This is a genomic window from Asanoa sp. NPDC049475 (assembly GCF_040676915.1).
In the GTDB taxonomy this organism is placed as follows: domain Bacteria; phylum Actinomycetota; class Actinomycetes; order Mycobacteriales; family Micromonosporaceae; genus Asanoa.
This window is the reverse complement of sequence record NZ_JBFAPY010000005.1, coordinates 602,614-621,039: the sequence shown is the minus strand read 5'-3', so window position 1 is coordinate 621,039 and position 18,426 is coordinate 602,614. Positions and strand designations below refer to the sequence as shown.

Genomic DNA, 18,426 nt, shown 5'->3' with positions numbered 1-18,426 from the left:
CATGTATAACGCGCGGCGGGGGTGCCGGCACAACGCCCGCACCCCCGCCACCAGGCGCCGGTCAGTCGCTGGCCTGCCAGCTGTAGAACGGCTTGGCCATCGAGTCCTGCGGTCCACGCCAGTTCTCCGGGTCGTACGGGGACACGTACGGCGCCAGGTCCTCGATGATCTTCGTGAAGGCCGGCGCGTGGTGGTTGGAGCCCAGCCCCTCGGCGACCGCCTCGTCCGTGCGCTCCATCACATGCACGTACACGTCGTCGATCGAGTAGAGCCACCGGCCCGTGACGCCCATCTGGGTGGGCAACGGCGTCTCGTCGGACTCGCGGAAGATCCGGGCGACCTCGGGCTCCGAGCCGGGCTTGATCCGCTGGACGATCAGCAGCGGATTGGCGCCGGCCGAGGGCGACTTCCCCGGTGCGGTCCAGCTGTAGAACTCCTTGGCCACCGAGTGGGACGGGTTCTCCCAGTCGCGCGGGTACGGCTTCACGTACGGCGCGATCTTCTCCGCGATCTCCTTGAACGCCGGCAGGCCGCGGTTGTTGCCCGTGATCGCCGGGTCCTGGGGGCGCTCGACGACGTGGATGTAGAGGTCGCTCAGCGACAGCAGGATGCGCCCGGTCACGCCGACGTCCTGCGGCCGGGTCACCTTGTCGTAGTGGCCGAAGACGTCGGCCACCTTCTGCTCACTGCCCGGAACGATGCGGCAGACGATCACAGTGCGGAATACCACGGCAGCTCCTCACGAGGATTGGACATACGGACGTCAGGCGGTGAAGTGACTCAGGCCCCGAAAAGCACAGGAAGCTCGATGAGCCCACGGAACGGTGAGGCGGCCGGCAGCCGGCGCAGCTTGTCGACCGGCACACCGAGCGCCAGCCCGGGCAGCCGGCGCAGCAGCGCGCCGATGCCGATCTGCGCCTCCATGCGGGCGAGCGAGACGCCGAGGCAGTAGTGCACGCCGTGGCCGAAGCCCAGGTGCGGCCCCCGGTCGCGGGTCAGGTCGAGCCGGTCCCCGTCCTCGAACTGCGCCGAGTCGTGGTTCGCGGAGTTGATGACCACACCGACGATCGAACCCGCGGGGATACGCACGCCCTGGTACTCGAGGTCCTCGGTGGCGATCCGGGGACTGGCCACCGGCAGCGGCCCGTCGAAGCGCAGCAGCTCCTCGATCGCGTGCGGCAGCAACTCCGGCGTCTTGCGCAACAGGGCCAGCTGCTCGGGATTGGTCAGCAGCGCCACCATCGCGTTGCCGATGAAGTCGGCGGTGGTCTGGTGTCCGGCGAACAGCAGCAGGAACGCGGTGCTGACCAGTTCCCGCTCGGAGAGCACCCCCTCGTCGTCACAGGCGCTGATCAGCATGCTGACCATGTCGTCGCCCGGCTCCTCGCGCTTGGCCGTCACGAGGTCGGTCAGATAGCCGTGCAGCCAGGCCTGCGCCCCCTGCACCCGTGCCCTCTCCTCCGCCGGTGGCCGGCCCGACGACCCGGACTCGCGGATCACCTGGGTCTGCTCGAGCACGCGGTCGTTGTCGGTGCGCGGGATGCCCAGCAGCTCCGAGACCACCAGCATCGGCAACGGGATCGCGAAGTCGCTCATCAGGTCGGCCTTGCCCTGCGGCTCGATCTTGTCCAGCAGGTCGGACACGATCTCGGCGACGCGCGGCCGCAGCGCCTCGATCCGGCGCGGCGCGAACGCCCGCCCGGTCACCTGGCGCAGGCGGCTGTGCTCCGGCGGGTCGGAGTTGAGCATGTTCTTGTTCAGGCCCGCGGAGTTCGGCCCGAAGATGCGCAGGTAGTGGTCGCCCGGGCCGTAGAGGTCCTTGGACAGCCGCGGGTCGTTCAGCGCCGCCTTGGCGTCCTCGTACGTGGTGATCAGGTAGGAGTCGAACCGCGGCGAGCTGACCGGACACACTGGACTGTCGGTGCGCAGCTTCGCGAAGGCGGGATACGGATCAGCGGCGAACTCGTCGGTATAGAGCTCGGCCGCCGGAATGGTCTTGTCGGTCATCGCGACCTCCTCAGGCTTCGCGGCGCTTCATTCCGGAGGTTAGGCGATGGTTGAGGCGTTATTTGTGGTTTCCACAGGTTTATGCCCGTTTGGTCGAGCCACTGCCTGACCGGGTCTTGACGTGCCGATCCACGCCGCTCTAGATTGCCTCCTAAATTTAGGTCTGAATAAAGGGTGGCGGCATGGCACGGTCCGGGCAGGTATCCCCACGCGGCGACCTCGTCCGCGCCGCCGTGCTCGGCGTGCTGGGCACCCGCGGAGCCTCGTCCCGCGCCGACATCGCCCGCGTGCTCGGCGTCAGCCCCGCCACCGTCACCCAGACCACGAAGGAGCTGCTCCAGCGCCGGCTCGTCACCGAGCTGCGGTCGGTGCCCAGCAACGGCGGCCGCCCGGCGACCCTGCTCGGCCTGGTCCGCGCCGCGGGCGGCGCGATCGGCGCCAAGGTGACCGCCGACCACGTCGCGGTCGTCACCGTCGACCTCGACGGCACCGTCCGCTCGTCCCGGTCCGAGCCGTTCGACCCGGCGCGGCCGGCCGCCCTCGAAGCGCTCAGCGGCATCCTGCGCGACGTCGTCACCGCCCACGACGGCCACCTGCTCGGCGTCGGGGTCGGGCTGCCCGGCGCGGTCGACGCGCAGGCGTCGGGCATGGTCGACGCGCCCACGCTCGGCTGGAGCCAGGTGCCGGTCGGCCGGCGCCTGCGCGACGCGCTCGGCGTGCCCGTCCTCGTCGACAACGACGTGAACACGCTCGCGGCGGCCCAGATCGTCTACGGGCACGGGCGCGAGCACGCGTCGTTCATGGTGGTCACGATCGGCCTCGGCATCGGCTGCGGGATGGTCCACCAGGGCTCGGTCAGCCGCGGAGCGCACGGCGGCGCCGGGGAGATCGGGCACATCCCGGTCTCCGCCGACGGCCCGACCTGCGGCTGCGGCAACACCGGTTGCCTGGAGGCCTACATCGGCGAGGCCGGTCTGGTCGCCGCCGCGATCAAGGCCGGCGCCATCGGGCCGCGCGGCACCATCGCCACCCTCGCCAAGGCCGCCCGCGCCGGTGCCCCCCGAGCGCTGGAGGTCTACCACGAGGCCGGGCGCCTGCTCGGGCGCACGCTCGCCGGAGTCGTGCACACCGTCGACCCCGAGCTGGTCGTGCTGATGGGTGAGGGCATCCGCGACTGGTCGTTCTGGGAGACCGGCTTCGAGGAGGCGTTCCGGCGCCAGCTCATGCCCGCCCGGCGCGGCATCCGGTGCCTGGTCGACTCGTGGACCGAGGACCAGTGGGCGGTCGGCGCAGCCTCGCTGGTGCTGGCATCCCCGTTCGACGCCGCCGCCGCGGGCGCACAGGGCGAGCTCGTCCGCGCCCGGCTGCAGACCGGGCCGGAGGCGGCCCGATGAGCCGCCGCGGTTGGCGCAACCGAGGCTGGGTGCTGTTCTTCCTCCTGCCCAGCGCCATCCCGCTCGTGCTGTTCACCGCCGTACCCATGGTGTCGTCGCTCTGGGTCAGCCTTCACCGCTGGAACCTCATCTCGCCGATGGAGTGGGTCGGCGTCGACAACTACACCCACCTGCTGCGCGACCCCGCGACCCGCGACGTGTTCGCCCACACGCTGCTCTACTGCGCCGGCTACCTGCCCCTGGTGTTCGCCGGCGGGCTCGGCCTCGCCCTGCTGCTCAACCAACGGATGCCCGGCCGCGCGTTCTTCCGTGCCGCGTACTTCCTGCCGGTCGTCACGAGCTGGGTGGTCGTCGCCCTCGTCTGGAAGTGGCTGCTCAACCCGAACAGCGGCCTCGTCAACTCGTTGCTGGGCGCGCTCGGGGCACCCCAGCCCGGCTGGTGGACCGACCCCGCCTGGGCGCTGCCCGCCGTCATCCTCGCCTCGGCCTGGAAGGACCTCGGCTTCGTCATGGTCATCATGCTCGCGGGACTGCAGGCGATCCCGCAGGACGTGCTGGAGGCCGCCCGCACCGACGGCGCCGGCGCGTGGCAGCGCTTCTGGCGCGTCACCCTGCCGCTGCTGTCACCATCGACGTTCTTCGTCGTCGTCATCTCGCTCATCAACGGCTTCCAGGTCTTCGACCAGGTCTACGTGATGACCGGCGGCGGCCCCTCGGGCTCCAGCCAGGTCGTCGTGGGCCAGATCTACGACCTCACCTTCCGGTACGGGCGAGCCGGCGAGGCCAGCGCGCTGTCCTGGATCCTGTTCGCGGTCATCCTGCTCATCACCGCGGTCCAGGTGCGCGGCCAGCGCCGGTGGGTGCACTATGCCTAGCCTCCGCACGGTCCTGCGGTGGACCGCCGTCGTCGCCGGCGCGGCCGTCATGCTCGTCCCGTTCCTCTGGACGGTGATCACCTCGATCACCCCGAACGGCAGCCTGGCCGGCGGTCCCACGCTCGTCGTCAAGGACCCGACGCTGGCCGCGTACCGCGAGCTGCTCGACGCCCTGCCCATGTGGCGCATCGCGCTCAACTCGTTCTGGATCGCCGCCGCCAGCACCCTGTTCCAGCTCGTCACCGGTTCCATGGCGGCCTACGGCTTCGCCCGGCTCGCCTTCCGCGGCAAGGGCCTCGTCTTCGGCCTCTACCTCGCCACCCTGATGGTGCCCATGCAGGTGCTGGTCGTCCCGCTGTTCATCGAGATGAAGACCCTCAACCTGCAGGACACGTACCTGTCGCTGCTGGCGCCGTCGATCGCGTCCGCTTTCGGCGTCTTCCTGCTGCGGCAGGCGGTCGAGTCGCTGCCCCGCGACCTCGACGAGGCCGCCACCATCGACGGCGCCGGCCACCTGCGCGTCTTCACCACCATCGTGCTGCCGCTCATCCGGCCGGCACTGGCCACCGTCGCGGTCTTCGCGTTCATGGGCAGCTGGAACTCGTTCCTGTGGCCCCTGGTCGTGATCCGCTCCCCCGAGCTCATGACGCTGCCGCTGGGCCTGTCCACCCTCCAGGGCCAGTTCACCACCGACTGGGACGTGGTGATGGCCGGCTCGGTCTTCTCGATCCTGCCGATCGCCGTCGTCTACCTGTTCGCGCAGCGCCACATCATCGCCGGGATCGCACACACCGGCATCAAGTGAACCCCTTCCCCCGGTTACGAAAGGAACGCTGACATGAGGAGTCTCGTCAGACGCGCCGCGGCGCCCGTGGTCGCCACCCTGGCTCTGGCCCTGGCCGCCTGCTCGCAGGGATCGGCCACCCGGGCGGACGAGCCGGTCGCCGGCAAGACCACCGTCCGCTACATGAACTTCTCGGCCAACGACGGGCACGAGAAGGACCTCGACGCCATCAAGGCCGCGTTCGAGTCGGCCAACCCGGACATCACGGTCCAGATCGAGACGCTGCCGTACGCCGACTACTTCACCAAGCTCCAGACCGCCGTCGCCGGTGGCACCGCGGGTGACGCGTTCGAGCTCAACTACGAGAACTTCGTGACCTACACCGCCAACGGCTCCCTGGCCGAGCTCAAGGACGTGGACGCGGCACCCTACAAGCCGTCGCTGCTCCAGGCGTTCCAGGCCGACGGCAAGCAGTACGGCCTGCCGGCGTCGTTCTCCAACGTCGTGCTGTTCTACAACAAGGACCTGTTCGACGCGGCGGGCGTCGCACCGCCCACGGCGAGCTGGACCTGGGCCGACGAGCAGGCCGCGGCGACCAAACTGACCAACAAGGGCAAGGGCGTCTGGGGCGACTACCAGCCGATCTCGTTCTTCGAGTTCTACAAGGCCCTCGCCCAGGCGGGCGGCGAGTTCCTGGCGCCGGACAGGAAGTCGGCGACGTTCAACTCCGACGCGGGCCGCAAGGCCGCACAGTTCCTGGTAGGCAAGGCCGGCAGGACGATGCCGACCGAGGCGCAGGGCGCCGGCACCCCCGACTTCGACTCCAAGCTGTTCAAGGACGGCAAGCTGGCCATGTGGCACAGCGGCATCTGGATGTTCTCCGGCCTGGCCGACGCGAAGTTCGACTGGGACATCGCCGTCGAGCCCGGTGACACCAGGAAGGCATCGGCGATGTTCACCAACGGCACCGTCGTCTCGGCCGCGAGCAAGAACCAGGCGGCCGCCCAGAAGTGGGTCACCTTCCTCACCTCCTCCGACGACATGGTCAAGGCCCGGCTCGCCACTAGCTGGGAGCTGCCGCCGGTCGCCGACACCGGCAAGGTGGCCAGCTACCTGACCGCCGGCAAGCCCGCCAACCGGCAGGCCGTGTTCGACTCGCTGGACGCCACCGTGCTGCCGCCGGTGGTCGAGCGCCAGCAGGAGATGCAGGACGCCGTCACCAAGGAGCTGTCGGCCGCCGCGGCCGGCCGCAAGGATGTCGCCACCGCACTCACCGACGCCCAAAAGGCCGTCGACAAGCTCCTCTCGTGACCTCGAACACCGTCGCGCTGGCCGCTCGCAGCCACGCCGTCATCACCGCACACCAGCACCCCGGCGGCGCCTACCCGGCCGCGCCGACCTTCTCGGCGTACCGCGGCTATGCCTGGCTGCGCGACGGTGGCTTCACCGCCGAAGGCGTCTCCCGGTTCGGGGACGTCGACTCGGCCAACCGCTTCCACGACTGGGTCAGCCGCGTGCTGGCCGACCGGCGGGCGCAGGTCGACCGGCTGCGGTCGGCCGGCCCCGCCGCGCCGATCGAGCAGATGCTCCCCACGCGCTTCACGTTCGACGGGCTCGACGGCTCAGACCCCTGGTGGGACTTCCAGACCGACGGCTACGGCACCTGGCTGTGGTCGGTGGTCACCCACGCGCGGCGGCACGGGCTCGACCCGGCCCGCTGGCTGCCCGGCATCGAGGTGGCCGTCGACTTCCTCACCGCGTTCTGGGACCGGCCCTGCTACGACTGGTGGGAGGAGCACGTCGAGCATCGGCACGTGTCGACGCTCGGTGCGATCCACGGCGGGTTGCTCGCGGCGGCCGGCCTGCTGACCGGCGAGCGCGCTGTCTCGGCGGCGGCCGCCGCCGAGGCGGCCCGGGAGCTGGCCCTGACCGAGGGGGTGCGCGACGGCCACCTGGTGAAGTGGCTGGGATCCTCCGCCGTCGACGGCTCGCTGCCGGCCTGCGTCGTCCCGTTCGGGCTGGTCTCCCCCGGGTCACCGGTGGCGGCCGCGACGCTGGCCAAGGTCGCGGCGGACCTGGACGTCGACGGCGGCGTCCACCGCTTCACCGCCGACGTGTTCTACGGCGGCGGCCAGTGGCTGCTGCTGTCCGCGCTGCTCGGCTGGAACCTGTCCCGCGCGGGTGACCGGGCCGGTGCCTGGCGGCACCTGATCTGGATCGCCGACCAGGCCACGCCTGACGGCGAGCTGCCCGAGCAGGTTCCCCATCATCTGCTGCACCCCACGAGCCGCCAGGAGTGGCTCGACCGCTGGGGTCCGGTCGCGACGCCGCTGCTGTGGTCGCACGGCATGTACCTGATTCTCGCCGACGAACTGGGAGTGCTGGCATGATCCGACACCGTCCACACGGGATCGAGCACCCGTACGCCACGTCGCTGGACCAGCGTGTGCCGGTGCTGCCCCTCACCGGTCAGCGGGTGCTGCTCGGAGTGTGGGCGTCTCCCGATGTCACCGCCGTGCGCTGCGAGTGGCGGACCGCCGACGGCGTGGTCCCGCTCGCGCTCGCGCCCCACACCGGCAGCGCCGCCGACGCGGCCGCCCTGGCCGGTGGCGAGGGCCACCTCGCGGGCGCGCAGGCCGCAGCGCTGGGCGGGGACGGCGGGTGGGCCGTCGAGTCCCCGCCCGTCACCGGGAGCGCCGACTACCGGTTCGTCGCGGGAGACCAGTCAACCGAGTGGTTCCGCGTGGCCTCGGCCGACTGGACGACTGAGGTCCCGGTCGGCGTCGACGTGGCGCTGACCGGCGGCGGAGAGCGTCTCGCCGGCGACGTCGGGTGGCTGGTCTCAGCCGACGGCGTGCACCGCGCCCGCTTCGCGCTCGCCCTGCGCCCGGGTGACCACGTCGTCGGCTTCGGCGAGCGCTTCGACCACCTCGACCAGGCCGGGCGGCGGCTCGACGCGGTGGTCTTCGAGCAGTACAAGGCGCAGGGCGCGCACGGCCGCACGTACCTGCCGATGCCGTTCGCCCATGTGATCGGCACCGACAGCTGGGGCTTTCACGTGCGGACGAGCCGGCGCACCTGGTACGACGTCGGCGCCACCTCCCCGGACCGGCTCGTCGTCGAGGTCGCCCTCGGCGGCACCGCGCGCGAGCGGGTCGACCTCGGCATCTACGACGGCACGCCGACCGAGGTGCTCGGCGCGTTCCTGGACGAGGTGGGCCGGGCCGAGGAGCTGCCCGACTGGGTCTTCCGGCTCTGGGCGTCCGGCAACGAGTGGAACACCCAGCGGATCGTGCTGGACCGGATGGACAAGCACCGCGAGCTCGACATCCCCGTCGGCGCGGTGGTCATCGAGGCGTGGAGCGACGAGGAAGGCATCATGATCCCGCGGGACGCCGCCTACGCGCCGCGCCCCGACGGGTCACCGTTCAAGGACGGCGACTTCAGCTATCCCTCGGACGGCGCGTGGCCGGACCCGAAGGGCATGGTCGCCGAGCTCCACGACCGGAACGTCAAGGTGCTGCTGTGGCAGATCCCGCTGCTGAAGACCGCCGAGTCCGAGCCAGGGCTGCACGACCAGGTGCTGGCCGAGGGTGCCGCGCTGGTCGCCGGCGGCCATGCCGTGCGGGAGGCGGACGGCTCGCCGTACCACAACCGGGGTTGGTGGTTCCCGAAGTCGCTCATGCCCGACCTGTCCACGGCCGCGACGCGCGAGTGGTGGACCGCGAAGCGCGCCTACCTCGTGCGGGACTGGGACGTCGACGGGTTCAAGACCGACGGCGGCGAGCACGCCTGGGGACATGACCTGCGCTACGGCGACGGCAGTCGGGGCGACGAGGGCAACAACCGCTATCCGGTGCACTACGCGCGGGCGTTCGGTGACCTGCTCCGCGCCCACGGCAAGGCGCCGGTCACGTTCTCCCGCAGCGGGTTCACCGGCTCGCAGGCGCACGGGGTGTTCTGGGCGGGCGACGAGGACTCGACGTGGGAGGCGTTCCGCAACTCCGTCACGGCGGGGCTGACGGCGGCCGCGTGCGGCATCGTCTACTGGGGCTGGGATCTCGCGGGCTTCTCCGGACCGGTGCCCGACGCGGAGCTCTACCTGCGCGCCGCGGCGGCGTCCACGTTCATGCCGATCATGCAGTACCACTCGGAGTTCAACCACCACCAGCTTCCGCTGCGCGACCGCACGCCCTGGCACGTCGCCGAGACGTCCGGTGACGAGCGGGTCGTGCCGGTCTTCCGGCGGTTCGCCCACCTGCGCGAGCGGCTGGTGGCGTACCTGGCGCGCGAGGCGGCCACGACGATCGGCACCGACCGGCCGTTGATGCGCCCGCTGTTCTTCGACGAGCCCGGCGACACCCGGGTCTGGACGCGGCCGCGACAGTGGATGCTCGGCGCCGACCTGCTGGTCAACCCGGTCACCGAGCCCGGCACGGCGGCGTGGACGACGTACCTGCCGGCCGGCGACTGGGTCGACGTGTGGACCGGAACGCCCGTCGACGGCGGCCAGGAGCACCGGCGGGACACCCCGATCGACGTAGTCCCGGTCTACTGCCGCGCCTCGGCCTGGCCCGCCTTCGCGGGAGTCTTCGACGTGCGCTAGATCACGGCTCGGGACACGACGTGAGTCCTGCTATTAGAGTGCCCTTCTCAGTTAGGGCAGGCTTAGCTAAGGACTCGGGTGCGTCGTCGATTGGTTCTGCTGGCCGGGGCGGCGGTGCTCGTCCTGGTCGTGCTGGCCAGCCTCGCGGTGGGCAGCAATCCGTTGAGCGTCGGGCGCGTCTGGCACGCGCTCGTCGCTCCGGACGGCGGTGAGGCCGCCAGCGTCGTCTGGGACCTGCGGGTACCCCGGACGCTGCTCGGCCTCGTCGTCGGTGCGGCCCTGGCCGCCGCGGGCGTGCTCCTCCAGGCGTTGACCCGCAATCCCCTGGCCGAACCCCGGATTCTTGGCATCAGCGCCGGCGCCTCGCTCGGCGTCGTCGTGGCCATCACGGTTTTCGGCATCGGATCGCTGACCGGGTACGTCTGGTTCGGCATCGCCGGCGCCCTCGGTGCCGGGCTGGTGGTCTTCGGTGTCGCCGCGCGCACCCGGGACGGCGCCTCCCCCGTGACCCTCGCCCTCGTCGGCGCAGCCCTGGACGCCAGCCTCGGCGCGATCACGGCCGGCCTCCTCAGCGCCGACGCCCGCACGTTCGAGGAGTACCGCTTCTGGGTCGTCGGCGGGCTGACCGGCCGCGACTCGTCGGTGGCGCTCCAGGTGCTGCCCTTCCTGCTGACCGGCGTCGTGCTCGCCGCCGTGGTCGCCCGCGGCCTGGACTCCCTCGCCCTCGGCGACGACGTGGCGCGCGGGCTGGGCACCCGGGTCGGCCTGACCCGGATCGGCGGCGGCGTCGCCGCGGTGCTGCTCACCGGTGCCGGCGTCGCGGCGGCCGGCCCCATCGCCTTCGTCGGCCTCGCGGTGCCGCACCTCGCCCGGTTCCTGGTCGGCAGTGACCAGCGGTGGGTGCTGGCCACGTCGGTGCCGATCGGCCCCGCGCTGCTGCTGGGCGCCGACGTGATCGGCCGGGTCGTCGCGCTGCCGGGCGAGGTCTCGGCGGGCATCGTCACCGCGCTGATCGGCGCACCGCTGCTCGCCGTGCTGGTGACGCGGGCCAAGGTGGTGTCCGCGTGACCGCCGTGCTGAGGATCGGCGGCCTGACGCTGGTCGTCCGGCGGCGCGCCGTCGTCGTCTCGCTCGTGCTGCTCGTGCTGCTGGCCGTCGCGCTGGTGCTCGCGGTCTCGCTCGGCAAGCCGTACGTGGCACCGGGCGACGTGCTGAAATCGCTGTCCGGCACGGGCACCCCGTACGACGTCGTGGTCCAACGGCTCCGACTCCCCCGGGCCGTGCTCGCGGTCGCGGTCGGCGTGCTGTTCGGCGTGGCCGGCGCGCTGATCCAGGGCGTCGCCCGCAACCCCCTGGCCAGCCCCGACATCATCGGCATCACCCAGGGCGCCGGCCTGGCCGCTACCATCGCGCTGACCAGCGGGGCCGCGGCCGCCGTGATCGCACCCTCGGCGCTGGCCGGCGGCCTGCTCGCCGCGGCCATGGTGCTCGCGCTCGGAGCCCGGCACGGCCTGGCCGCCAAGCGGTTCGTGCTCGCCGGCGTCGCCGTCGCGATCGCGCTGCGGGCGCTGACCGAGATCGTCATGCTCACCGCCGAGCCGATCGACGGTCAGCGCGCGCACATCTGGCTCGTCGGCACGCTGGCCGGCCGCGGCTGGACCGAGACGCTCTGGCTGACCGGCACCCTCGTGGCGCTGCTGCCGGTGCTGTTCTGGGCCGGGTGGGCGCTGCGCACCAGCGCGCTCGACGACGACACGGCCCGCGGCCTCGGCACCCGCCCCGTCGCCCGCCGGATCGGGCTGGCCGCCGCCGGCGTGCTGCTCGCCGCGATGGTCACGGCCCAGGTCGGCGCCGTCGACTTCGTCGCGCTGGTCGCCCCGCAGGTGGCCCGCCGGCTGGTCCGCACCGAACGGCCGCCGCTGGTCGCCGCCGGGCTGACCGGCGCCCTGCTGGTGGTGCTCGCCGACCTGGTCGGACGGCTCGTGTTCGCGCCGACCCAGCTCCCGGCCGGCGTCGTCACCGCCGCGATCGGTGGCCCGTACCTGCTGTTCCTGCTCGTCCGGAGGAAGCGATGAAGCTGACCGCCCAGGGACTCGCCGCCGGCTACCACGACCGGTCCGTGTTCGAGGGGCTCGACCTCTCGTTGCCGGACGGCGCGTTTACGGTGATCGTCGGCCCGAACGCCTGCGGGAAGTCGACTCTGCTGCGCACCCTCGCGCGGTTGCTGCCGGCCCGGCAGGGCACGGTGCTGCTGGACGGCACCGACATCACCACGCTGCCGACACGCGAGGTGGCCCGCCGGCTCGGCGTGCTCCCGCAGAGCCCGCTCGTGCCGGAGGGCGTGACGGTGGCGGATCTGGTCGGTCGCGGCCGGCAGCCACATCAGCGCTGGTGGCAGCAGTGGTCCCCGGAGGACACGACCGCCGTGGAGCAGGCGATGACTCAGGCCGGCGTGGCATCGCTCGCCGATCGCCCGGTGGACCAGCTCTCCGGCGGCCAGCGCCAGCGCGTCTGGATCGCCATGGCGTTGGCTCAGCGGACCGGGACGCTGCTGCTCGACGAGCCGACCACCTTCCTCGACCTGGCGCACCAGGTCGAGGTGCTCAACCTGCTGCGTGGCATGCGCGACCGCGGCAGCACGGTTGTCGCCGTGCTGCACGACCTCAACCAGGCCGCCCGGTACGCCGACCACCTCGTCGCGATGCGCGACGGCACGGTGGTGGCGGCCGGCCCACCCCGCGAGGTGGTCACCGCCGACCTGGTCCGCGACGTCTTCGGGCTCGACTCCGTGGTCGTGCCCTGCCCGGTGAGCGACGCACCGCTCGTCCTGCACATCTGAAGTTAGGAAGTTCAATGTCTCACCGTAGAACCGCGACCGTGCTCGCCGGCCTGGCGCTGGCCGCGGCGGCGCTGACCGCGTGCTCCAGCGACCCGGTCGCCGGCGGCACCGACGACGCCGCCACGCGGCAGATCACCCACGCGATGGGCACCACCACGGTGCCGCTGCACCCGAAGCGGGTCGTCGTGCTGGACACGGACAAGATCGACACGGCCGTGAGCCTCGGCATCACCCCGGTCGGCGCGACGGAGCTGCCGGAGCTGGACAAGCCGCCGGCGTACCTCGGTGACCTGTCCTCGACGAAGGGTGTCGGCGAGATCTCCGAGCCCGACCTCGAGGCCGTCGCGGCGCTCCAGCCTGACCTGATCCTCGGCAGCAAGTTCCGCCAGGAGAAGTTCTACGACGAGCTGTCGGCGATCGCGCCGACCGTGTTCACCGACCGGGTCGGCATCACCTGGAAGGAGAACTTCCTGCTCGACGGCAAGGCCCTCGGTCAGGAGCAGAAGGCCAGGGACCTGCTCGCCTCGTACGAGACCCGGGCCAAGGAGCTGGGCACGAAGATCCCGAACGCCGCGAGCGTCAAGGTGTCCGTCGTGCGTTTCATGCCGGCCGAGATCCGGGTGTACGGCCCGGACGGCTTCTCCGGCATCGTCCTGCGCGACGTCGGCCTGGGCCGCCCGGAGCGCCAACTGCTGGCGGACAAGGACGACAAGCGGTTCGACAAGGTCAGCCCGGAGCGCATCGCCGACCTCGACGGCGACGTCATGTTCGTGACGGCCCAGGGTCCGACCGCCGAGGGCCAGAAGGCGAAGGTCACGGGCGGCAACCTGTGGAAGGACCTGGGCGCCGTCAAGGCCGGCAAGGCCTGGGACGTGCCCGCCGAGACGTGGATGACCGGCATCGGCGTGACGGCGGCGAACAAGATCCTGGACGACGTCCAGAGCCACCTAGCCGCCTGATTGCGTGACCGGGTCCCGGACCGGGCGTCCGGGACCCGCGGCGCGGGTGCGTTGGGTCAGCACCACGAAGACCAGCACCGCCAGAGCCGCGGCGATCGCGCCGACGGTGACCGTCTCGCCGAGCAGCAGCGCCGACCAGCCCATGGTGAGCACCGGCTGCGCCAGCTGGATCTGGCCGACCCGGGCGATGCCGCCGCGGGCCAGGCCGGCGTACCAGGCGAAGAAGCCCAGGAACATCGACACCACGGTCAGGTAGCCGAAGGCCGCCCAGCCCGGCCCGTCGGCGTGCGGCGGCGCGGCCACCGCCGCCACCACCGTCACCGGCGCGGTGACGGGCAGGGCCACCAGCAGCGCCCAGCAGATCGTGCGGGCACCACCGAGCTCGCGGGCCAGCGCGCCACCCTCGGCGTAGCCCAGGCCGCAGAGCACCACGGCGGCGAGCAGGAACAGGTCGGCCAGCGACAGTCCACCATGGATGGTGCCGCTGGCCGCGAGGAAGACCAGGACCGCCAGCAGTCCGCCGGCGCTCGCCAGCCAGAACGTCCGCGGCGGGCGCTCGCCGGCCCGGAGCACCGCGAACACGGCGGTCATGGCCGGCAGCACCCCGACCACCACGGCGCCGTGCGCGGCGGTCTCGTCGCGCAACGCCAGCGAGGTGAACAGCGGGAAGCCCGCGACCACACCGAGCGTGACGACCGCGAGGCGCCGCCACTGCGCGCGGGTCGGGCGGGGGGCGCGGGTGAACCACAGGTAGACCGAAGCGAGCAGCGCCGCGCCGACGGCCCGGCCGAACGCCACGAACCACGGGTCGAACCGCTCGACGGCGACCCGGGTGGCCGGCAGCGACATGCTGAACGCGAGCACGCCCAGCGCGCCGAGGACCAACCCGACAGTTACCGTACCCGCACCAGTAGCGTTACTCTTGCTTCTCATGAATGACGGTAACGCAGCCGCCCGCGTTATCCAAGATCTGCGCGCGGCGGTGGCGGCGGCCGAGCCCGGCACCCGGCTGCCCGCGGTCCGCGAGCTGACCGCCCGTCACCAGGCCTCGCCGGTCACCGTCGCCGAGGCGATCCGGCACCTCGTCGCCCAGGGTCTCGTCGAGACGCGGCCCGGCCGGGGCACCTTCGTCGCCGCTGCCCCGCCCGACCGCCGCGCACCTGACCTGTCCTGGCAGACCGTCGCCCTCGGCAGCGGCCGGCCCGGCGAGGAGGACATGCGGGCCCTGCTGGCGTTGCCGCCCGCCGGCTCGATCCCGCTCTCCGGCGGCTACCTGGACGCGGACCTGCAACCCGCGGCGGCGCTCGGTGCCGCCCTGGCCCGCGCCGCCCGGCAGCCCGCGTCGTGGCAGCGCGGCCCGGCGGAGGGCAACGCGGACCTGCGCGCCTGGTTCGCCCGCGAGGCCGGCGGTGGCCTGCGCCCCGACGACCTCGTGATCTGCCCCGGCGGCCAGGCCGCGCTGTCGACGGCGCTGCGGGCACTCTGCGCGCCGGGAGACACGTTGCTCGTGGAGTCGCCGACCTACCTGGGCACGCTGGCCACCGCGCGCGCGGCCGGGCTGCGGGTGGTGCCGGTGCCCGCCGACACCGACGGGGTCCGACCCGACCAGCTAGCGGCCGCCTTCGGCCGCACCGGCGCGCGCCTGTTCTACTGCCAGCCGCTGCACGCCAACCCGCACGGCGCGACGCTGTCGGCCGACCGGCGCGGCGAGGTCGCCGGGGCGGTCCGCGACGCGGGTGCGTTCCTGATCGAGGACGACTACGCCCGCGACCTCACCATCGACGGCGAGGCGCCGCCGCCGCTGGTCGCCGACGACCCCGACGGCCACGTCGTCTACGTGCGCTCCCTGGCCAAGTCGGCCGCGCCGGGCCTGCGGGTGGCCGCGATCGGCGCCCGTGGCCCGGCGGGCGCCCGGCTGCGCACGGCCCGGCTGCTGGACGACTTCTTCGTCACCGGCCCGCTGCAACAGGCCACCCTCGAGTTCGTCAGCGCACCCGCCTGGGCACGGCACCGTCGCTTCCTGCGCACCGCTTTGCGAGCTCGCCGCGAGGCGCTGCTGGCCGCGCTGCGCCGGCACCTGCCGGAGCTCGCCGACCCGCCGGTCCCCCGCGGCGGCCTGCACCTGTGGGTACGCCTGCCGGACGGCACGGACGACGTCGCGCTGGCGGCCGCCGCGGCGGCCGAGGGCGTGGTCGTCTTCCCGGGCCGCCCCTGGTTCGCCGCCGAGCCACCGGCACCGCACCTGCGCCTGACGTACGCCGCCGCCCCGCCGGACCTGATGGACGAAGCGGTCCGCCGCCTCGCCCGGGCGCTCCACAAGGGACGCTAGGCGGACTCGATGCCGCTCAGCGCGTAGGTCACGGCCGCCTGGAGCGAGTCGGCCTGGCCCTGTTCGCGGGACTCGGCGTAGTCACCCGCGTCGAGGTCGGCGCCCAGGCCTGGCCAGGGCGGCACGTACGCCTGCATCCAGGCGGTGCCGGCGAAGGCCCGCAGCTTGCGGGCGGAGGACGCGAGGCGCGCCGCCCGGGCCAGGTCGCCCTCGCGGACCGCGAGGTCCGACAGGGCCGACAGGTAGAGCGCGGTGCCGGCCTCGTCGTTCGCGCCGGCCGACAGCCGCAGCCCCGCCGCGAGGTGCTGGGCCGCGGTCTCCAGGTCACCTGCCGCGGTCGCGGTCACGGCGAGGCTGTAGAGCGCCACGACCTCGCCGAGGTGGTCGTCGGTCTTGCGGGCCGTACGCAGGCCGTCGTTGAACAGCTCCGTCGCGGCCGCGTAGTCGCCTTCGTTGAGCGGCACCAGGCCGAGCCGGGTGTGGTAGAGCGCGGCCATCCACAGCTCGCCGATCCGCTCACTGATCTCCTTGGTCTCGCCGAGCAGGACGCGGGCCTCGGCGTAGTCGCCGCGGGTCAGCGCGAGCTGCCCGAGCATGCCGGCGGCGCGGGCGTTGACGTCCTGGTCGCCCACCTCGCGCAGGATCGGCAGGACCCGCTCGAGCTGGACCCGGGCGCGCTCCTTGTCACCGCTGAGGAACGCGATGGCGCCGTCGCCGAAGAGCATGTGCGCGTACGTGCGCCGGGGCGCCGCGTCCGCGTGCTCGAGCATCCGCCGCACGGTCCGGGACCCCTCGTCGATGTGCCCGCGCAGCCACCAGAGCGGCCAGAGCATCCAGCCGAGCCGTACGGCCTCGACGAGCTGTTCCTTGTCGATGAACCAGTTGATCGCGGCGCGCAGGTTGTCGTGCTCGTGCTCGAGCAGGTCGACGGCGTCGGGGTCGGTCGAGGTCTGCCCGACCGGCGGCGCGGTCGCCTCGGCGAAGGCGAGGTAGTAGCGGGCGTGCCGCTCGTGGGTGTCCTCCCAGTCGAAGTCCGAGCGGAGCTTGTCCAGCGCGAACTCGCGCACGACGCCGAGCATCGACAGGCGCGGCTCGGGACCGCGGTTGTCCTGGGTGACCAGGCTGCTCTCGATCAGCTCGGTGAGCGACTCGAGGCCGGCGTAGCGGTCCTTCATCTCGGCCACCGCCCGGGCCGCGTCGAGGTCGAAGCCGCCGGAGAAGGCGCCGAACCGCGCGAACATCTCCTGTTCGGCCCGCGGCAGGAGCTGGTAGCTCCAGTCGATCGTGTCGCGCAGGGTGCGCTGACGGGCGGGCAGGTCCCGGGCACCGCCGGTCAGCGTGCCGAGCCGGCGGGTGAGGCGGTCGACCAGGGCGCGCGGTGGCAGCACGCGGACCTTGGCCGCGGCCAGCTCTATGGCCAACGGGAGCCCGTCGAGCCGACGGACGATCTCGACGATCGCGGCCGCCCCGTCGGCGTCGTACCGGAAGCCGGCGTTCACGGCCCGGGCGCGCTCGATGAACAACTGGGTCGCACCGTCCCGGTCGACGGCGATGGTCGGGTCTTCGGTCGCCGCGGGGACACGCAACGGAGGTACGTCGAAGACGTGCTCGCCGGTGAGCCGCAGCGGGACGCGGCTCGTCACCAGGATCGTGACGCGCGAGCACGCGTCGAGCAACGCGGACAGGTCGGTCGCGGCGGCGGTGACGTGCTCCATGTTGTCGACGATGAGCAGCACCGAGCGGTCGCGCAGGTAGGCGACCGCGTTGTCGATGGCGGACTGGTTGGGCATGGTCCGCAGGTCGAGCGCGTTGCCGATGGTCATGCCGACCGCGGCCGGGTCGACGACGGCGGACAGGTCGGCGAACGCGACGCCGTCGGGGAACCTGTCGCGCAGCGACGCGCCGAGGGCCAGCGCCAGCCGGGTCTTGCCCACGCCGCCGGGGCCGGTCAGCGTCACGAGCCGCACCTCGGGGTCGGTCAGCAGGTCGGTCAGGGCCTGCTGCTCGGCACCGCGGCCGAGCAGCCGATTGGGTGCCACCGGCAGGGGCAACGGGACGCGGGCGTCCGTGGGTGGTGCGGTGCCGGCCGGGCTGAACCGCTCGCTGAGCAGCAGGGCGATGTCCTCGCCCACGGCCCGGCGCAGCTCGTCGGCGTCGCGGAACTGGCGGTAGCTGACCCGCGCGTCGTCGCGGATCCGGTCGAGCAGAGCGGCGAGGCGCGGGTCGCGGCCAGGCGCCGGGGTCTTGACGTAGATCAGCCTGGGGAGCTGGTCGGCGGCCAGATATTCGTCCTCGATGCCGGTGTGGTCGTAGCGTTCCCAGTAGATGCCGATGAAGAGCTGGCTGGCGTCGATGTACTCGCGGTAGACCTCGGGGCCGCCGGCGGGGTGGGCGCCGAGCTCGAACATCACGGGCACCAGGCGCATCCGGGCGATGGTGTCCCGGACGGCGAGACGCTCAGGTTCCAGCTCCTCGAGAGCCGATGAGATGAAGATGCGTAGCCGGTGATCCGGAGTGTGGATCACGGAGTCGCCCCAGCCAGCCATGAAAAACCATCACATCCCCCGATTAACGCCGAAACTACCCCCACCCGGCGCCGTTCCCCAACGGGAGATCCAATTTTCCCAGAGATG

General features: G+C 72.5%; 15 protein-coding genes. 11 read left to right on the top strand and 4 right to left on the bottom strand.

What is annotated here, in order from left to right; genetic code table 11:
- Nucleotides 1–61: 61 nt before the first annotated feature.
- Both AB0J88_RS22890 and AB0J88_RS22885 read right to left on the bottom strand, forming a co-directional pair.
- Nucleotides 62–730: a TcmI family type II polyketide cyclase gene (locus AB0J88_RS22890; protein ID WP_364359289.1), complete on the bottom strand. Its 669-nt coding sequence runs from the start codon at nt 728–730 to the stop codon at nt 62–64.
- Between the two features lie 50 nt (nt 731–780).
- On the bottom strand, nt 781–2,007 hold the full coding sequence (locus AB0J88_RS22885; protein WP_364359292.1) for a cytochrome P450: 1,227 nt from the start codon (nt 2,005–2,007) through the stop codon (nt 781–783).
- Between the two features lie 182 nt (nt 2,008–2,189).
- Here AB0J88_RS22885 and AB0J88_RS22880 point away from each other — a divergent pair, with 182 nt between their 5' ends.
- The 10 genes from AB0J88_RS22880 to AB0J88_RS22835 all read left to right on the top strand — a co-directional run bounded on the left by AB0J88_RS22880 (nt 2,190) and on the right by AB0J88_RS22835 (nt 13,464).
- The gene (locus AB0J88_RS22880) at nt 2,190–3,401 is read left to right on the top strand and encodes an ROK family transcriptional regulator (RefSeq protein WP_364359295.1); all 1,212 of its coding nucleotides are present in this window, start codon (nt 2,190–2,192) and stop codon (nt 3,399–3,401) included.
- Nucleotides 3,398–4,276 carry a sugar ABC transporter permease gene (locus AB0J88_RS22875; protein ID WP_364359298.1) on the top strand — a complete coding sequence of 293 codons (879 nt, stop codon included), beginning with the start codon at nt 3,398–3,400 and terminating at the stop codon, nt 4,274–4,276. Before AB0J88_RS22880 ends, AB0J88_RS22875 begins: the two co-directional genes overlap by 4 nt.
- On the top strand, nt 4,269–5,081 hold the full coding sequence (locus AB0J88_RS22870; RefSeq protein WP_364359301.1) for a carbohydrate ABC transporter permease: 813 nt from the start codon (nt 4,269–4,271) through the stop codon (nt 5,079–5,081). Before AB0J88_RS22875 ends, AB0J88_RS22870 begins: the two co-directional genes overlap by 8 nt.
- 33 nt (nt 5,082–5,114) lie before the next feature.
- The gene (locus AB0J88_RS22865) at nt 5,115–6,371 is read left to right on the top strand and encodes a sugar ABC transporter substrate-binding protein (RefSeq protein WP_364359304.1); all 1,257 of its coding nucleotides are present in this window, start codon (nt 5,115–5,117) and stop codon (nt 6,369–6,371) included.
- Entirely contained in the window at nt 6,368–7,450 is a 1,083-nt protein-coding gene (locus tag AB0J88_RS22860) for a glycoside hydrolase family 15 protein (RefSeq protein ID WP_364359307.1), read from the top strand. The genes AB0J88_RS22865 and AB0J88_RS22860 overlap by 4 nt, the downstream gene beginning before the upstream one ends.
- On the top strand, nt 7,447–9,666 hold the full coding sequence (locus AB0J88_RS22855) for a TIM-barrel domain-containing protein (protein WP_364359310.1): 2,220 nt from the start codon (nt 7,447–7,449) through the stop codon (nt 9,664–9,666). The genes AB0J88_RS22860 and AB0J88_RS22855 overlap by 4 nt, the downstream gene beginning before the upstream one ends.
- Before the next feature lie 78 nt (nt 9,667–9,744).
- On the top strand, nt 9,745–10,734 hold the full coding sequence (locus AB0J88_RS22850) for an iron ABC transporter permease (RefSeq protein WP_364359313.1): 990 nt from the start codon (nt 9,745–9,747) through the stop codon (nt 10,732–10,734).
- On the top strand, nt 10,731–11,741 hold the full coding sequence (locus AB0J88_RS22845) for an iron ABC transporter permease (protein WP_364359316.1): 1,011 nt from the start codon (nt 10,731–10,733) through the stop codon (nt 11,739–11,741). Before AB0J88_RS22850 ends, AB0J88_RS22845 begins: the two co-directional genes overlap by 4 nt.
- Nucleotides 11,738–12,505: an ABC transporter ATP-binding protein gene (locus AB0J88_RS22840; protein ID WP_364359319.1), complete on the top strand. Its 768-nt coding sequence runs from the start codon at nt 11,738–11,740 to the stop codon at nt 12,503–12,505. The genes AB0J88_RS22845 and AB0J88_RS22840 overlap by 4 nt, the downstream gene beginning before the upstream one ends.
- Nucleotides 12,506–12,519: 14 nt before the next feature.
- The gene (locus AB0J88_RS22835; protein WP_364359322.1) at nt 12,520–13,464 is read left to right on the top strand and encodes an iron-siderophore ABC transporter substrate-binding protein; all 945 of its coding nucleotides are present in this window, start codon (nt 12,520–12,522) and stop codon (nt 13,462–13,464) included.
- Here the strand turns inward: AB0J88_RS22835 and AB0J88_RS22830 are convergent.
- The gene (locus AB0J88_RS22830; protein ID WP_364359325.1) at nt 13,453–14,397 is read right to left on the bottom strand and encodes a DMT family transporter; all 945 of its coding nucleotides are present in this window, start codon (nt 14,395–14,397) and stop codon (nt 13,453–13,455) included. The genes AB0J88_RS22835 and AB0J88_RS22830 overlap by 12 nt on opposite strands.
- Between AB0J88_RS22830 and AB0J88_RS22825 the strand changes: the two genes are divergently transcribed.
- On the top strand, nt 14,396–15,793 hold the full coding sequence (locus AB0J88_RS22825; RefSeq protein WP_364359328.1) for a PLP-dependent aminotransferase family protein: 1,398 nt from the start codon (nt 14,396–14,398) through the stop codon (nt 15,791–15,793). The genes AB0J88_RS22830 and AB0J88_RS22825 overlap by 2 nt on opposite strands.
- Here AB0J88_RS22825 and AB0J88_RS22820 read toward each other — a convergent pair.
- A complete protein-coding gene (locus AB0J88_RS22820; RefSeq protein ID WP_364359331.1) occupies nt 15,790–18,339 on the bottom strand; it encodes a DUF4062 domain-containing protein in 2,550 nt (849 codons plus the stop codon). The two genes, AB0J88_RS22825 and AB0J88_RS22820, sit on opposite strands and share 4 nt — an antisense overlap.
- Nucleotides 18,340–18,426: the final 87 nt, after the last annotated feature.

Excerpts from the sequence above, each read along its gene's own strand:
- AB0J88_RS22835 (WP_364359322.1), top strand. The coding sequence starts at position 12,520 with ATGTCTCACCGTAGAACCGCGACCGTGCTCGCCGGCCTGGCGCTGGCC.
- AB0J88_RS22825 (WP_364359328.1), top strand. The coding sequence starts at position 14,396 with ATGAATGACGGTAACGCAGCCGCCCGCGTTATCCAAGATCTGCGCGCG.
- AB0J88_RS22840 (WP_364359319.1), top strand. The coding sequence starts at position 11,738 with ATGAAGCTGACCGCCCAGGGACTCGCCGCCGGCTACCACGACCGGTCC.
- AB0J88_RS22875 (WP_364359298.1), top strand. The coding sequence starts at position 3,398 with ATGAGCCGCCGCGGTTGGCGCAACCGAGGCTGGGTGCTGTTCTTCCTC.
- AB0J88_RS22855 (WP_364359310.1), top strand. The coding sequence starts at position 7,447 with ATGATCCGACACCGTCCACACGGGATCGAGCACCCGTACGCCACGTCG.
- AB0J88_RS22830 (WP_364359325.1), bottom strand. The coding sequence starts at position 14,397 with ATGAGAAGCAAGAGTAACGCTACTGGTGCGGGTACGGTAACTGTCGGG.
- AB0J88_RS22870 (WP_364359301.1), top strand. The coding sequence starts at position 4,269 with ATGCCTAGCCTCCGCACGGTCCTGCGGTGGACCGCCGTCGTCGCCGGC.
- AB0J88_RS22885 (WP_364359292.1), bottom strand. The coding sequence starts at position 2,007 with ATGACCGACAAGACCATTCCGGCGGCCGAGCTCTATACCGACGAGTTC.
- AB0J88_RS22865 (WP_364359304.1), top strand. The coding sequence starts at position 5,115 with ATGAGGAGTCTCGTCAGACGCGCCGCGGCGCCCGTGGTCGCCACCCTG.
- AB0J88_RS22880 (WP_364359295.1), top strand. The coding sequence starts at position 2,190 with ATGGCACGGTCCGGGCAGGTATCCCCACGCGGCGACCTCGTCCGCGCC.
- AB0J88_RS22820 (WP_364359331.1), bottom strand. The coding sequence starts at position 18,339 with ATGGCTGGCTGGGGCGACTCCGTGATCCACACTCCGGATCACCGGCTA.